This is a genomic window from Streptomyces sp. DSM 118878 (assembly GCF_052936595.1).
On the sequence record NZ_CP193622.1, the window covers coordinates 4,561,248 to 4,576,227 of the forward strand.

General features: G+C 69.4%; 14 protein-coding genes. 6 read left to right on the top strand and 8 right to left on the bottom strand.

The genetic code is table 11. The features are described 5' to 3' along the window. Window positions 1-67: 67 nt before the first annotated feature. The 4 genes from ACRAKF_RS20265 to ACRAKF_RS20280 form a co-directional block, all read right to left on the bottom strand. Window positions 68-550 (bottom strand): NUDIX domain-containing protein, encoded by a 483-nt coding sequence (locus ACRAKF_RS20265; protein WP_447038589.1) that lies wholly within the window; start codon window positions 548-550, stop codon window positions 68-70. 58 nt (window positions 551-608) lie between these two features. Next, a complete protein-coding gene (locus tag ACRAKF_RS20270) occupies window positions 609-1,514 on the bottom strand; it encodes a LysR family transcriptional regulator (RefSeq protein ID WP_447038590.1) in 906 nt (301 codons plus the stop codon). Window positions 1,515-1,786: 272 nt separating this feature from the next. Beyond that, window positions 1,787-2,968: a cystathionine gamma-lyase gene (locus ACRAKF_RS20275; RefSeq protein ID WP_447038591.1), complete on the bottom strand. Its 1,182-nt coding sequence runs from the start codon at window positions 2,966-2,968 to the stop codon at window positions 1,787-1,789. 175 nt (window positions 2,969-3,143) lie between these two features. Then, on the bottom strand, window positions 3,144-3,524 hold the full coding sequence (locus ACRAKF_RS20280) for a phage holin family protein (protein ID WP_447038592.1): 381 nt from the start codon (window positions 3,522-3,524) through the stop codon (window positions 3,144-3,146). Between the two features lie 110 nt (window positions 3,525-3,634). Here ACRAKF_RS20280 and ACRAKF_RS20285 point away from each other — a divergent pair, with 110 nt between their 5' ends. From ACRAKF_RS20285 to ACRAKF_RS20300, 4 genes are all read left to right on the top strand, one after another. Beyond that, window positions 3,635-3,952 carry a cupin domain-containing protein gene (locus tag ACRAKF_RS20285; protein WP_447038593.1) on the top strand — a complete coding sequence of 106 codons (318 nt, stop codon included), beginning with the start codon at window positions 3,635-3,637 and terminating at the stop codon, window positions 3,950-3,952. Window positions 3,953-4,172: 220 nt separating this feature from the next. After that, on the top strand, window positions 4,173-4,394 hold the full coding sequence (locus tag ACRAKF_RS20290; RefSeq protein ID WP_447038594.1) for a DUF5326 family protein: 222 nt from the start codon (window positions 4,173-4,175) through the stop codon (window positions 4,392-4,394). A 382-nt stretch (window positions 4,395-4,776) separates the two neighbouring features. Beyond that, window positions 4,777-5,523, top strand: a complete 747-nt coding sequence (locus tag ACRAKF_RS20295) for an IclR family transcriptional regulator (protein ID WP_447038595.1) — start codon at window positions 4,777-4,779, stop codon at window positions 5,521-5,523. A gap of 105 nt (window positions 5,524-5,628) precedes the next feature. After that, window positions 5,629-6,066 (top strand): SsgA family sporulation/cell division regulator, encoded by a 438-nt coding sequence (locus tag ACRAKF_RS20300; protein WP_447038596.1) that lies wholly within the window; start codon window positions 5,629-5,631, stop codon window positions 6,064-6,066. A 192-nt stretch (window positions 6,067-6,258) separates the two neighbouring features. On the opposite strand, the gene ACRAKF_RS20305 is transcribed toward ACRAKF_RS20300, so the two are convergent. Beyond that, on the bottom strand, window positions 6,259-7,650 hold the full coding sequence (locus tag ACRAKF_RS20305; RefSeq protein WP_447038597.1) for a YibE/F family protein: 1,392 nt from the start codon (window positions 7,648-7,650) through the stop codon (window positions 6,259-6,261). 219 nt (window positions 7,651-7,869) lie between these two features. Here ACRAKF_RS20305 and thiC point away from each other — a divergent pair, with 219 nt between their 5' ends. Beyond that, window positions 7,870-9,675: a phosphomethylpyrimidine synthase ThiC gene (thiC, locus tag ACRAKF_RS20310; protein WP_447038598.1), complete on the top strand. Its 1,806-nt coding sequence runs from the start codon at window positions 7,870-7,872 to the stop codon at window positions 9,673-9,675. Between the two features lie 60 nt (window positions 9,676-9,735). On the opposite strand, the gene ACRAKF_RS20315 is transcribed toward thiC, so the two are convergent. From ACRAKF_RS20315 to ACRAKF_RS20325, 3 genes are all read right to left on the bottom strand, one after another. Continuing rightward, the gene (locus tag ACRAKF_RS20315; protein WP_447038599.1) at window positions 9,736-10,617 is read right to left on the bottom strand and encodes a hypothetical protein; all 882 of its coding nucleotides are present in this window, start codon (window positions 10,615-10,617) and stop codon (window positions 9,736-9,738) included. 180 nt (window positions 10,618-10,797) lie between these two features. Then, window positions 10,798-11,853, bottom strand: coding sequence for a metallophosphoesterase (locus tag ACRAKF_RS20320; RefSeq protein WP_447038600.1), 1,056 nt, complete (start codon window positions 11,851-11,853; stop codon window positions 10,798-10,800). Between the two features lie 264 nt (window positions 11,854-12,117). Next, window positions 12,118-13,239: a LacI family DNA-binding transcriptional regulator gene (locus ACRAKF_RS20325; RefSeq protein WP_447038601.1), complete on the bottom strand. Its 1,122-nt coding sequence runs from the start codon at window positions 13,237-13,239 to the stop codon at window positions 12,118-12,120. A 420-nt stretch (window positions 13,240-13,659) separates the two neighbouring features. Between ACRAKF_RS20325 and hisC the strand changes: the two genes are divergently transcribed. Then, complete coding sequence (gene hisC, locus ACRAKF_RS20330; RefSeq protein WP_447038602.1) at window positions 13,660-14,742, top strand: histidinol-phosphate transaminase; 1,083 nt, start codon at window positions 13,660-13,662, stop codon at window positions 14,740-14,742. Window positions 14,743-14,980 lie beyond the last annotated feature (238 nt).

Here is a 14,980-nt window from a genome sequence, read left to right on the forward strand (position 1 = left end):
GGCGGAAGGCGTCCCTACGCGAGCGGCAGACGATTGGCCGGATTGGCCAGACCGCAGCTGTCGAGCATCAGCCCAGGTCAGGGGCGTGCATTGCGCGTACGCCCTCGATGTTGCCGTCCAGGTAGTGCCGCAGGGACAGCGGTACGAGATGGACCGAGGCGATGCCGACCCGGGTGAAGGGCACGCGCACGATCTCGTACTCACCGCACGGCGCCTCGATCTCCGGGCCGTGCCGTCGGCTGAGATCCATGGACTCCAGTCGGCAGACGAAGAAGTGCTGCACCTTCACGCCCGTGGACCCGCTGTCCTCCCCGATGTGTTCCACGGTGTCGACGAAGCAGGGGACGACGTCCGTGACCTTGGCCCCGAGTTCCTCGTCCAGCTCGCGGTGCAGGGCGTCGACGACGGTGGTGTCCTCCGGCTCCACGCCGCCGCCGGGGGTGAGCCAGTAGGGATCGACGCCCGGTTTCGTCCGCTTGATCAGGATCAGGTCGTCTCCGTCCAGCAGGACGGCGCGTGCGGTGCGCTTGACCACAGGTCGGACGGTCATGGGGGGAATGTGGCCCGGACTGTTCCACGTGAAACATCGCGACCGGCTGGAGAGGCCATCAAGCCCAGCCGGCCGCAGCCCGTAGCAGCCATTCATGTGCCCGCGCGATGTGCGGCATGGCCAGCGTGCCCGTCCGCACCGCCAGGAAGTACGTGCGCAGAGGTGGCACCGCGGGGTCGAGCAGCGCCACGACGTCCCCGCGTTCGAGGGCTTCGGCGCACAGATAGCGGGGCAGGACGGCCAGTCCGGCGCCCGAGGCCGCGCAGGCGAGGACCGCGCGCAGGTCCGGCACGATGACGGCGCCGGAGGCCGCGGGGCGGGCGTCGAAGACGGCGGCCCAGTAGCGGGAGACGAACGGCAGCGACTCGTGCACCTCGACCACCGGCAGGTTCTCCAGCGGTGGCGCCCCTGTACGGCGCAGCTTGCCGGGACCGATGCGGGCGGCCCAGCGCTCCCCCGCGACCAGAACGTGCTCCTCGTCGCAGAGCGGCGTCCCGGTGAGCAGCCCGCCGCGCGGCTGTACCGTGCTGATGGCCAGCTCATGGTGGCCCGCGGCCAGCCCCTCCAGAGCCTCCTCGGCGGTGCCGAACGACGCGCGCAGGGCGTAACCGTGGCCGTCCTGGCCGATCAGCGCGGTGAGCGCGGGCAGAGCGCGCTCCGCGGTGAACTCGGGCGGCCCCGCGAGATGGAGCGTACGCACCGAGGAGTCCTCGTCGAGCCCTGTCTCGGCTATCTCCACGAGGGCGTCCAGGTGCGGGGCGGCCTTGTGGGCGAGCTCGTCCCCGATGGTCGTGGGGGTCACCCCGCGAGCCTGGCGCAGGAAGAGAGGGCGGCCCAACTGACGCTCAAGCGTCCTTATCTGCGAGGTGACCGCGGGCTGCGAGAGGCCGAGGAGGGCCGCCGCGCGGGTGAAGGAACCGGCCCGGTGCACCGTCACGAAGGTGCGCAGCAGGGCCAGGTCCATGTCGGCGTTCCTTCCCTCCGTGCCCTTTGGGCGCGCCCAACTATAAATATGTCGATAGGCCGCTGTCGCTACGGTGATTGGACACTGACACAGAGTCAACTAGCCTTGTCGACGCGGTTCTTCGCGCGTGGAACCGGAGCGGTCCGAGCCACGAGGGGGGAGGCTCGGACCGTTCGATGTGCGCATCAGAAGCGCGCTCGGCGTGGGATCGAAGCGCGGCCGGAGCGCGACCGGGGCCCTGGCGGAGAGCGGGGCATGGTCCCTGACGGCGCTCAGGCAGCCGTCTCGTCCAGCGCGCGGAGCACATCGGCCACCAGGTCGGCGGGGTCCTCCGCGCCCGCTGAGAAGCGGATGAAGCCCTCCGGGACATCGTCACCGCCCCACCGCCGACGCCGCTCCGCCGTGGAACGCACCCCTCCGAAGCTCGTCGCGTCGTCCACCAGACGCAGCGCGTCGAGAAAACGCTCGGCACGCGCGCGTGTGGGCAACGTGAACGAGACCACGCACCCGAAGCGACGCATCTGCCGGGATGCGATCTTGTACGAGGGGTCCTCGGGCAGGCCGGGATAGCGCAGCCCGGAGACCTCGGGGCGCTCGCGCAGGGCCTCCGCGAGAGCCAGGGCGTTCGCGTTCTGCCGGTCGGCGCGGAGGTGGAGCGTGGCCAGTGAACGGTGTGCGAGCCAGGCCTCCATCGGCCCGGGAATGGCCCCGACGATCTTGCGCCAGCGCCGCACGGAAGCGGTGAGCTCCGCGTCACGGCAGGAGACGTACCCCAGGAGGAGGTCACCGTGGCCGGTGAGCATCTTCGTGCCGCTCGCCACCGCGAAGTCGGCACCCAGTTCGAGCGGACGCTGGCCGAGCGGCGTGGCCAGGGTGTTGTCGACGGCCACGAGGGCGCCACGCGCGTGTGCCGCATCGGCGAGCCTGCGCACGTCACACACGTCGAGGCCGGGATTGGACGGCGTCTCGATCCAGAGCAGCTTCGCGCCCTCCAGGACGTCGAGCTGGGCGTCACCGCCGGTCGGTGCGGTCCGCACCTCGATCCCGTACGCCGCGAGCTGCTCACGGACCAGGGGCAGCACTTGGTAGCCGTCGTCCGGCAGGACCACCACGTCGCCGGCGCGCAGCTGCGAGAACAGCACCGCCGAGATGGCTGCCATGCCGGAGGCGAAGGTGAGCGTCTCGACGTCCGTGCCGGCGTCCGGCGCCTCCAGCTCGCCGATGGCGCGCTCAAGATGCGTCCAGGTGGGGTTCTCGTCGCGTGCGTAGGCGTACCCGCCGGTGGGGTCGCCGGGCAGGTGGAAGTGGGCCGCGAACACCGGCCCTGGCAGCGTCGGCTCGTGCTTGACCGGTTCGGGCAGCCCGGCCCGCACCGCCCGAGTGCCGTCACCCATGCCTGCCGGGGCACCGCCGATATCCGCCCGGTCGTCGCCCCTGCCTGCCGAATCCGTCATGTCGCCCGCCTCTCACCGCTTGCCGTACCGCGTCGGGCAGGCCCTCGCCCGCCGCCCTCGCCATTCTCGGGCACTCGCCGGTCACGCGGTTCATGGGGTGCGCGCGCCGAAGCGGGTCGCGAAGGCGGCGGACAGGGCGCCAAAGGAGACGATCCCCCCGGCGAGACGGAGGTCTTCAGTCGTTGTCGTCAGGGAGTACGACATTCATGGCCCAGGACACGATGGAGATGATCAGGCCGCCCAGGACGGCGGTCCAGAAGCCCTCCACGTGGAAACTGACGTCGAGTTTGTCGGCGATCCACGAGGTGAGCAGCAGCATCAGGGCGTTGACCACGAGGGTGATCAGGCCGAGGGTCAGGATGAACAACGGGAAGGTGAGGACCTTCACCACCGGCTTGACCAGGAAGTTCACCAGACCGAAGAGCAGGGCCACGACAACCAGTGTGCCGATCTTCTTGCCCGTGCTGTCACCGGTCAGGGTGATCTTGTCCAGCAGCCACACGGCGACGGCCAGGGCCGCGGCGTTGGCGATCGTCTTGACTACGAAATTCTTCATGTGTCTGATCGTGGCAGACGTGGATCACGAGAGGCAGGCTCGCGGTCGGCGGAGAGTCTCCGCGACAGAGTGTCCGCGGGGCAGACATCAGCGAGGGGCGTAAGAGGGCGATGAAGGCATTCCGACTGGACGATCTGGAGGCGGAGCGCGCGGCGAACGACGGCGCGTATCTGCAGTTTCTGCGGGAGCGGAACATGTCGGTCGGTCTCTACGCGCTCGATGCGGGGGACACTGATCCGCAGCAGCCGCACGGACAGGACGAGGTGTACATGGTCGTCAGCGGCCGTGCCTCGATCACAGTGGGCATGGAGACCACGTCGGTGGCGCGCGGCAGCGTCGTCTACGTCCCGGCCGGGGTGGCACACAAGTTCCACCACATCAGCGAGGACCTGCGTGTTCTGGTCGTCTTCTCACCGCCCGAGAGCTGACGGATTCACGGATTCACGGATTCACGGATTCACGGACTCACGGACTCACGGACTCAGGGCTTCGGCCTCGGGGTTCCCTAGGGGTCGGATCAGGGGGAGACAAGGGCTCCGAGGCCCCCACGGAGCCCTTCGGCGCCATAGCATCGAATGCAAGAAGCCGGGGACCTGCGGAGATTCAGGAACCAGCACCGATGTGATGAGTGCAGAGAGAGGTAGGACGATGGCAGCGAAAGAGGTCTTTGCGGGGTTGCCGTGGTGGGTGAAGTGGGTGGCCGTGCCCGTCATCGCTCTGGTCGTGTTCGGCAGCGTGATAGCGAGCGTCGTCGGCTTCGTGATCGGCTTGCTCTTCAAGGCGCTGCTCTTCGTCGCCCTGGTCGGCGGACTCATCTACGTCGTACGGAAGTTCATATCCGGCTCCTCCTCGTCCCGCTCCGACTGGTGACCGTGCCGCTCTCCGACCGATGAGCGATGACCGATGACCGATGGATGACCGATGCTCGGGCTGCCGGCAACCGCACGGCTGATGTCGGCCCAGCGCCGACTCACTGCTCATCGCGACTTCGCGCCGGGAGTCCCTCGGCCGGGGGATTTTCCGCAATGAGCGGTCCTAGAGCGTTGGTCAAGGGCTAGAGTCCGAATCCGCCGCTGGGCCGACCCTCGCGTACGGGCGCACTGCTCCCTCCCCGCGGGTCTCCGGGCGCGGGCGGCCCCCCTCGCGTCTTCGGGAGTGAACCTTGGTCGCGGCCGATGCCGGTACCTCACCTGGTGGAGCCACTCCACCACGCCGAGCCACGCCACCGGACCACGCCACGACCGTGCCGACCGTGCCGACCCTCATCGGCTCCGTGCAGCGGGCGATGCGATTGCTGGAAGCCGCGGCCTCGCACCCGGACGGGGCCCCCGCCAAGCTGTTGGCCCGGGAGGCGGGGCTCGCACTGCCCACGGCCTATCACCTGCTGCGCACGCTGACCTACGAGGGCTATCTGCGCCGAAGGAAGGGGCTGCTCGTACTCGGCGAGGCCGCCGAACGGCTCGCAGCCGGCGGGGCACGGCAGAAACGGCGCGGAACGATCGACGACATCCTGGCGCACTGGCACGAAGTCATCGGGGCGCCCGTGTACTTCGCCGTCTACCGCGAGGGTGAGATCGAGCTCATGAGCGTCGCGGACAGCCCGGGCAACCCGGCCGTCGAGGAATGGGCGGACTTCCGCGAGACAGGTCACGCCCACGCGATCGGCCAGTGCCTGCTGAGTCAACTGGACACCGAGGCAAGGAGGGACCACCTGGACCGCTATCCCGTGCAGTCGATCACGCGCTACTCGGTGCGGGACGACCACACGTTCCTGCGGAGGCTCGACGCGGTGAATCGGATGCGCCCGGTCGTGGAGCGTCAGGAGTACGCGCTCGGCACCGTCTGTGCCGCGATTCCGATCACTGTGGGTGACACAGCGGCGGCCATGGCCATTTCGGTCCCGACCCATCAGGCAGACCGGCTGTTACCGGCGGCCCGGACACTTCAGCTTGAGATCGGAAAGCTACTAGGGACACTCGCCTTCTCTATCAGCATCTGAAAACTCACTCCTTGTGACATGGCATGCACTTTGAGCAAGATGCCCAGGGTGTCAGGGAGTCGGTTCCTGGCCGGCTTCGAGGGCTATGGGACGGGGTAGGGCGCGATGGACGACTCGGTACAGGCAGAGGTCATGATGAGCTTCCTCGTTTCCGAGGATCTGTCGTTCCGCATTCCGGTGGAGCTGCGGTACGAGAGCGAAGATCCGTACGCCGTGCGGCTGACGTTCCATCTGCCCGGGGACGCGCCGGTGACCTGGGCCTTCGGGCGGGAGTTGCTCGTCGACGGCGTGGGTCGGCCGTGCGGGGTGGGGGACGTGCGCATCGAGCCCACCGACCCCGAGGTGCTCGACGAGGCGCTGATCAAGCTTCAGGTGGGCCCGGAGCAGGCGCTGTTCCGGGTGAGTATCCCGCCGCTGCTGGCGTTCCTCGACCGGACGGACCGGTTGGTGCCGCTGGGTCAGGAGCGGGCGCTCGCCGACTTCGACGCACACCTCGACGAGACGCTCGACCGCATCCTGGCCGAGGAGCAGAACGCGGGCTGACCTTGGTCCCCAGGGGGACAGAGGCAATGGCAGATTGCTGCATTTCGCGGCGGCACCGGAAGCTTCCGGCGAGTGCGGAGCGACAAGCCGCCCTCCCCGCCCCTCCCTGGCCCTCCCTTGCTCCGCGGCGCCTCTCTCCCCCTCGCCTCGCCCCGCTTGCCCCTCGCCGCCTCTCCTCGTCCCGCCGGTGGCTCACGCCTTTCGGCGGCGTCCCTTCCCGCCACGGGAGGAGCGGGGGGCCGGAGTGCTCGCCGGCGCGGGGGCCGGGCCGGACGTGCGGTCGGCGGAGACGACCAGGGCGGCCAGCGCGGTCGTCACGGGGACCGAGGCGACCAGGCCGATCGAGCCGATGAGGGTGCGCACGATCTCCTCGGCGACCAGCTCGCTGTTGGCGACCGTGCCCACGCTGGACTGGGCGATGGAGAAGAGCAGCAGCAGGGGCAGCGCGGCGCCCGCGTAGGCGAGGACGAGGGTGTTGACGACCGAGGCGATGTGGTCGCGGCCGATGCGGATGCCCGCGCGGTAGAGGCCGCGCCAGCCCATCGTCGGGTTGGCCTGATGCAGTTCCCAGACCGCCGAGGTCTGAGTGACCGTCACGTCGTCCAGGACGCCGAGGGAGCCGATGATGACGCCCGCGAGCAGCAGGCCGCTCATGTCGATGGACGGGTACAGGCCATGGATGAGGCCTGTGTTGTCGTCCGTGTTGCCGGTCAGCGCGGCCCAGCCGATGAAGAGCGAGCCGAGGAGACCGATCAGGAGGAGTGAGATGAGGGTGCCGAGTACGGCGACGGAGGTGCGGGCCGTGAGCCCATGGCAGAGATAGAGCGCGATCAGCATGATGGCGCTCGCCCCGATCACCGCTACGACCAGCGGGTTCGAGCCTTGCAGGATGGCGGGCAGGATGAAGAAGGTGAGCACCAGGAAACTGATGGCGAGCGCGACCAGAGCCATGACGCCGCGCAGCCGACCCACCACGACGACGGCCAGCGCGAAGATGCCGGCGAGCAGCGCCATCGGGATTCTGCGGTTCACGTCGGCGACCGAGTACTGGAGGCCTTCCGGGGCCTTGGGCTCGTAGGCGACCACCACCTCTTGCCCCTGCTTCAGTTGCCGGGGCGAGTCCGGCTGGATGACCTCGGTGAACGTGCGGCCCTTGTGCTTGCCGCTGCTCACCTCGATCGTCGCCTTCTTGCAGGTGCCGGCCGTCCGTGACTGGGCGGACTGGCCCTCGGCCGTGGAGGTGTCGCCGTTCGGCGGGGTCTGCGAGGGGTTGAGGTCCTTGCAGGGGAGCTCCTGCACCTCCGTGACTGACGCCGACTGCGTCTGCCGGTCGAAGCCGACGCCGGTGCGCTCGTGCGAGGGCGTGCCTCCCGGCCAGTACACCAGGAGCCCCACGACGACCGCGACGGCGAACGGGATCAGCACCCCGGCGATGACCTTGCGCAGATGCTGGGAGACGGGCGCGGCCGGACCGTGGCTGTGCGAGTGCCCATGGCTGTGCGCAGGGCCGTTGTCACCCGGGGGCGGGCCGGAGGCGGGCGGCTGTGAGGGCGGCGGCGGGGGCGGCGGCTGTGTGGTGGTCACGGCCCGATCATCGCAAGAACGGAGGGGGCCCTCTGTTCAGCGCGCCCGATGTGACGCTAGCGTGGTGTCACCTTTGCAATCGCGGGAGCTCGGAGCACCGGGCTGAGAGGGCGCTGACCTCCGTACGAAGCGGCACGAAATGTGCACGAGCCGTACGGGATTCGCTGCGTCGACCGCCGAACCTGTTACCGGGTAATGCCGGCGTAGGGAGTAGGTCTCATGACCACATCGGACGCACGCACGCCTGCCTCGACGCAGAACCAGAGCGACGAGGCCGGGAAGTCCATCGGCTGGCACAAGGCGTATGTCGAGGGCTCACGCCCCGACCTGCGCGTGCCGGTCCGCCAGGTGCACCTGACCAACGGCAAGGCCGTCACCCTGTACGACACATCGGGGCCGTACACCGACGAGTCCATCGACACCGACGTCCGCAGGGGTCTCGCGCCCCTCCGCGAGAACTGGATCATCGCCCGCGGAGACACCGAGGAGTACACCGGGCGCCCGCCCCGCCCCGAGGACGACGGCATCAAGCACACCTCGCCGCGCGGTGGCCTCAAGAACCTCGACGCGGTCTTCCCCGGCCGCCCCCGGCAGCCGCGCCGCGGCCGGCAAGGCCAGGCGGTGACGCAGCTCGCGTACGCCCGGCGCGGTGAGATCACGCCGGAGATGGAGTTCATCGGGATCCGCGAGAACCTCGACCCCGAGGTCGTGCGCGCCGAGGTCGCCGCGGGCCGGGCGGTGATCCCCGCCAACGTCAACCACCCGGAGATCGAGCCGATGATCATCGGCAAGAAGTTCCTGGTGAAGGTCAACGCCAACATCGGCAACTCCGCGGTCACCTCCTCCATCGAGGAGGAGGTGGACAAGATGACCTGGGCCACCAAGTGGGGCGCCGACACGGTCATGGACCTGTCCACCGGGCGCAACATCCACACCACGCGCGAATGGGTCCTGCGCAACTCCCCCGTGCCGATCGGCACCGTCCCCCTCTACCAGGCGCTGGAGAAGGTCGACGGCCAGGCCGAGGCGCTGACCTGGGAGATCTACAAGGACACCGTCATCGAACAGGCCGAACAAGGCGTGGACTACATGACGGTGCACGCGGGCGTGCGCCTTCCGTACGTACCGCTGACCGCCAACCGCAAGACCGGCATCGTCTCGCGCGGCGGCTCGATCATGGCCGCCTGGTGCCTCGCGCACCACAAGGAGAGCTTCCTCTACGAGCACTTCGAGGAGCTCTGCGAGATCCTCGCGGCGTACGACGTGACGTACTCGCTCGGCGACGGTCTGCGGCCCGGGTCGATCGCGGACGCCAACGACGAGGCGCAGTTCGCGGAGTTGCGGACCCTCGGGGAACTCAACACGATCGCCAAGCGTCACAACGTACAGACGATGATCGAGGGCCCCGGTCACGTCCCGATGCACAAGATCAAGGAGAACATCGACCTCCAGCAGGAGATCTGCGAGGAGGCGCCGTTCTACACCCTCGGCCCGCTGACCACCGACATCGCACCCGCCTACGACCACATCACCTCCGGCATCGGCGCCGCGATGATCGGCTGGTGGGGCACGGCCATGCTCTGCTACGTCACGCCCAAGGAGCACCTGGGCCTGCCCAACCGCGACGACGTGAAGACCGGCGTCATCACGTACAAGATCGCGGCGCACGCGGCGGACCTCGCCAAGGGGCACCCGGGCGCGCAGGACTGGGACGACGCGCTGTCGGACGCGCGCTTCGAGTTCCGCTGGGAGGACCAGTTCAACCTGGCGCTCGACCCGGTCACGGCACGGGAGTTCCACGACGAGACGCTGCCCGCCGAGCCCGCGAAGACGGCGCACTTCTGCTCGATGTGCGGGCCGAAGTTCTGCTCCATGAAGATCTCGCAGGACATCCGGCGCCGGCATGGCGGTGCCGGCGGCGGCGCCGGTGAGCCCGGCCAGGACGAGATCCAGGCGGGCATGGACCAGAAGTCCAAGGAGTTCGCCGCGGCGGGCAACCGGGTCTATCTGCCGATCGCCGACTGAGCAGCCTCGTGGTCCCGCCGCCCCCTCGTCGGCGACGGGACCACAAAGCGGTGCCGCGATCTACTCCGGCTTGTGGTCGGGCCCGCCGAAGTCGGGGCTCGAGAAGTCGGGACTCGAGTAGCTCGGACGTGAACCGGCGGTCGAGCCGCCGTCCGGGCTGCTGAACCCCGGCCGGTGGTAGCCGAGTTGCGGCATGCGGTTGTTGCCCGCCCCGGGCCTCGGCGTTCGGGGCGCTGGAGCCGAACCCGGCTCCGCGAGGGCCTCCCGGAGGAACGGCACGACGCCCCGCTCCAGGAGCGCCCGGCCCCAGACCTCCCTGGCCTGGGAGATCTCCAGATGCTGTTCGCCGTGGAGGTTCGCCTGGAGTGAGGTGGAGCCGTTGCGCAGGGCGGTCAGGAGCAGACCCCCCGCGGCGACCAGGATGCCTCCCGCGGTGAGTGCGCCGAACAGCCATCCCGCGGTGAGCAGGGTGTCCGCGAAGGCGGGCTCGGGTTCGAGCATCTTCAGGATGTAGCCGACGAGCAGGAAGATCGCGGCGGCCGCACCCGCGAGGACGGGCGCGAGAACCGCGACGACGGCGCCCGCCCCGGCTCCTACCGCCGCCGGTTCGGCGATCTCGCCCATCGTGGTGGCGAGCCCGACGCCGCCGGAGCCCGACTCCGCGGCGCTGTGTCCACTCCCTTCACGTATCGATGTGGAAGAGGGGCGAGGTTCGCGCAACTCCTCGCGAACCTTCACGTAGTGCGCGTACTCGGCTGCGGCCGCGGCAGTGATCAGGGCCGTCGCGTTCAGGGCCATGGTGCGCAGTTGTTCGGTGTTGAGCCGCTGGCCCACTGCGGCGAGTTCCGGACGGTCCGGTGCGGTGCGCAGCGCCTCGTCGAGGATCCGCTCGTACTCGGGGCGGTCCTCATTGAGCAGGTGTGGAGCGCTGTTCATGTGCATCCCCCGATGCTCCGTAGGGCTGAGACTCGCATGGCTACGAGCCGTTGGGCAGAAACGGAGGGGAGCCTGCTACGGATAAGCCGATGGTAGAGCCGTGACGGCGCGCGGTGACAGGGGGTTTCCGGAAATTGCCCCCCTGCCCACCGAGATCCTGTAGAGGGGGGCGCGCTCGTCGAAGCCCTAAGCTGCCAGCGGCAGTTGCTGGACCAGCAGTTTTCCTGCCATGGTCACTCCGCCGTCCATGGCGATGGCCAGGCCGTCGGCGTATACGTGCGGGCCCTCGATGACGGGCCCGGCGCCGTCGGAATCGTCCTCGGAGCCGACGTCCCCCAAGAGGTACGGGATGGGGCTGTGGCCATGGACGACGCGTGTGCCGCCGTACATGTCGAGCAGTTCGCGCACGGCGGAGGGGCCCGACTCGTCGCGGAAGGCGAAGCGCTTGGTGAACTTCCGGAAAAGGTCCCAGCACTCGTCGGCGTCGTTGCGCGTCAGGGTCTCGCGGACCGTGTCGTTCACGGCCTCGATCGAGTCGCCGTAGTCCAAGTAGGCGGTCGTGTCGGAGTGCATGAGGAGATGTCCGTCTGCCTCCTCCATGGCGTCCAGGCGGGCCATCCACTGCAGATGGTGGTCCTCCAGGCGTTCCATGTCCGTCTTCTGGCCCCCGTTGAGCAGCCACGCGGCCTGGAAGGTGGCGGTGCCCGCGCCGGAGTTGACCGGGGTGTCGCCGAAGCGCTTGGCGCCGAGCAGGAGCAGCTCGTGGTTGCCGAGGAGGGCCTTGCAGTAGCCGCCGGCGGCGGCGGCCTCCGCGGAGAGGCGCATCACGAGGTCGATGACGCCGATGCCGTCGGGCCCCCGGTCGGTGAAGTCGCCGAGGAACCACAGGCGCGCGTTGCCCGCGGACCAGCTCCCCTCGGCGTCGACGAGCCCCTGCTCCTGGAGCGCGGCCATCAGCTCGCCGAGATAACCGTGCACGTCACCCACCACGAACAGCGGGCCGTGCTCCTCGCTCGCCCGCGGCTGCGGGGGCTCCGGCATGACCTGCACCTGCACGGTGTCCCCGCGGTTGATGACGGGCAGGTCGCGCTGCGTCGGCGTGTACCCGTCGACCTCCGGCTCGCCGGGTGCTCCGGGGCCCGCCTCGGCGGGTCCGGTCATCTCATGGACGTACGCCGGTACGCGGAAGTCGCGCAGCGTCGCCGTCCGCACATCGGGTCCCTGACCGGCCCCCTGAGTCATCGACCCCTCCACCACCATTGCGCCGCATCTGCACCGAGATCGGACTGCCTGGTCGCAGCGGCCCGCGGTGTCGTCCGCCCATCATAGGAATGCGGCTCCCGCTGTGTGGTGCACCAGGGGTGGTGAATCGGTCCTTGACCCGGGATCACCGTGGTTTTCTCCCGAATTGGGCAGGGGTTTCCGTGTTGATGGCGGGCCGTTCATCCGCCCCTGCCCCGTAAATCTTCGGACAAGCCCTCGTGAATCTTCGGACAAGCCTTCGCGTCAGCCCGAGCCCGACGAGCGTGGCGGGCTGATCGTCGTGCGCGGCGGGCGTCGCTCGGACGAGGTCCGCACGATCAACTCGGTCGGTATCACCTGCTCGACCGGGCCGCCCGAGTCCAGGCCCTCGATGGCGTCGATGAGGAGCTGGACGACGGCCGTCCCGATGCGCCGGGGCTTGAGCGAGAGCGTGGTGATCGGCGGCTCGGTGGTGGCGTACACCGTGGACTCGCTGCAGCAGACGAGCAGCAGGTCGTCGGGGACCCGCAGACCGTACCGCCTGGCGGCGGCGAGGAGGTCGGTGCCGTTGGGATCGAAGAGGCCGTAGACGGCGTCGGGGCGGTCGGGTCTGGCGAGCAACCGGTCGGCGGCGACTGCGCCCGCGCATGGGTCGTGGGCGGGGTAGGACTCGTAGACGGGGTCCTGGCCGATGCGTTCGCACCAGTTCAGATAGGCGGTCGTGGACAGATGGGTGTACGTATCCGTGGTGGTGCCCGTGAGCAGGCCGATCCGGCGGGCGCCGGCGGCCGCGAGGTGGTCGAGGATCTCCAGGACCGCCGTCTCGTGGTCGTTGTCGACCCAGGCGGTGACCGGCAGGGAGCCGGCCGGGCGGCCGTCGGAGACCACGGGGAGGCCCTGGCGGACCAGCTCGCTGACCACCGGATCGTGGTCGGAGGGGTCGACGACGACCGTCCCGTCGAGCGCGACGTTCGACCACACGTCCACGGGGCTGCGGCGGGAGGTGGCGGGGAGGATGACCAGGGCGTAGCCCCGGGCGAGGGCGGCGGAGGTGGCGGCTCTGGCCATCTCCGCGAAGTAGGCGAACTCGGTGAAGGTGAAAGGTTCATCCCCGTACGTGGTCACGGTCAGGCCGATGAGGCCGGACTTGCCGGTACGGAGGGTGCGGGCGGCGGCGGAGGGGCGGTAGCCCAGCCGTTCGGCGACCTCGCGGACGTGGCGTCGGGTGGCGTCCGGCAGACGGCCCTTGCCGTTGAGGGCATCGGAGACAGTCGTGATGGAGACACCGGCGGCGGCGGCGACATCTCTGATGCCCGCGCGGCTCTGCCGGTTCCCCCGGCGGGCGGTCTCCGCTCGGCTCACCTGGTATTTACCTGCTGCTGTCATGGCGAGCTGATAGTAGGGCTCATAGGCATGGGTAGCGCGGGTGCATATGCAGTCGTTGACAGGTACGTTTCTGCAAGGCGTCTGCTGGCCAATGGCCTGCGAAAGCAAGGCAGTTGGACCGATCAGAGGCGACTATCGCTGATCGTCTCGCTGGCCCTGATCGATGCGTCAGGTCTCGGGGAGGTATCAACTCACCTTCACGGGGGACGCGCGCCACGGAGCGAGCCACCGGCGCACGGGGGAGCACGGGCGCTCCTGGGCCCCCGTGGCCACCGCCGTCCCGCGCCGCGGCGCGGGCGCTCGTGAAGCGGACACGGCCGCTCGTGAAGCGGATCCGGGCAGGCCATTCGCAGCGGCGCCGAATCCTCATAAGGTGAGCAGTATTCGAACTGTATTGGCACCGGTACGAGGAGGACTGCGGTGAGCGAGACGAGCCCGAGGCTGCGCGCCGAGCTGGAGGGTATTCCCACGTACAAGCCCGGCAAGCCCGCCGCCGCGGCAGACGGCCCGGCGGCCTACAAGCTGTCCTCCAACGAGAACCCCTACCCCCCGCTCCCCGGCGTCATGGAGAGCACGCTCGCCGCCGCCGCGTCCTTCAACCGCTACCCCGACATGGCCTGCACGGCCCTGATGAGCGAGCTGGCCGACCGCTTCGGGGTGCCCGCGTCGCACATCGCGACCGGCACCGGTTCCGTCGGCGTCGCCCAGCAGCTCTTGCAGGCCACCGCGGGCCCGGGTGACGAGGTCATCTACGCCTGGCGGTCCTTCGAGGCGTACCCGATCATCACGCAGGTCAGCGGGGCGAAGTCGGTTCGGGTGCCGCTGACGGAGGGCGAGGTGCACGATCTGGACGCGATGGCCGCCGCCATCACCGACCGCACCCGCCTCATCTTCGTCTGCAACCCCAACAACCCCACTGGCACCGTGGTCCGCAGGGCCGAGCTGGAGCGCTTCCTCGACCGGGTGCCGAGCGACGTCCTGGTGGTGCTGGACGAGGCGTACCGCGAGTTCATCCGCGATCCCGAGGTGCCGGACGGCATCGAGATCTACCGCGACCGCCCCAACGTCTGCGTACTGCGTACGTTCTCCAAGGCGTACGGCCTCGCGGGCCTGCGCGTCGGCTTCGCGGTGGCCCATGAGCCGGTGGCCGCCGCGCTGCGCAAGACGGCGGTGCCCTTTGGCGTGAGCCAGCTCGCGCAGGACGCGGCCGTGGCGTCGCTGCGGGCCGAGGACGAGCTGATGGGCCGCGTCGGTGCGCTGGTCACCGAGCGGACGCGGGTGGTCGAGGCGCTGCGCGGCCAGGGCTGGACGGTTCCCGAGACCCAGGCGAACTTCGTCTGGCTGCGCCTCGGGGACCGTACGGCCGACTTCGCCGCCGCCTGTGAGAAGGCGGGCGTGGTGGTGCGGCCGTTCGCCGGCGAGGGGATGCGGGCCACGATCGGCGAGACCGAGGCCAACGACATCTTCCTGCGGGCGGCCGAAGAGTTCCGCAAGGAGTTCTAGCCGAGCTGACCGGCCGTCGTCGGGGAGGCCCGCCCGTGTCCACCTGACCAGGGAGGCCCGCCCGTGTCGACGTGTACCTCTCCGCCGCAGGTGAAGGCCCCGGACTCGTTCGCGAGGTCCGGGGCTTTTCCGCGTCCCGTCCCGGTGCCGGCCCGCCATGTGACGAGCGAGACAGGGACCCCCCTATGGGTGCGTGAATCCAGTACGACATAATGCTTGTGAATGTGAACGCGTTCAC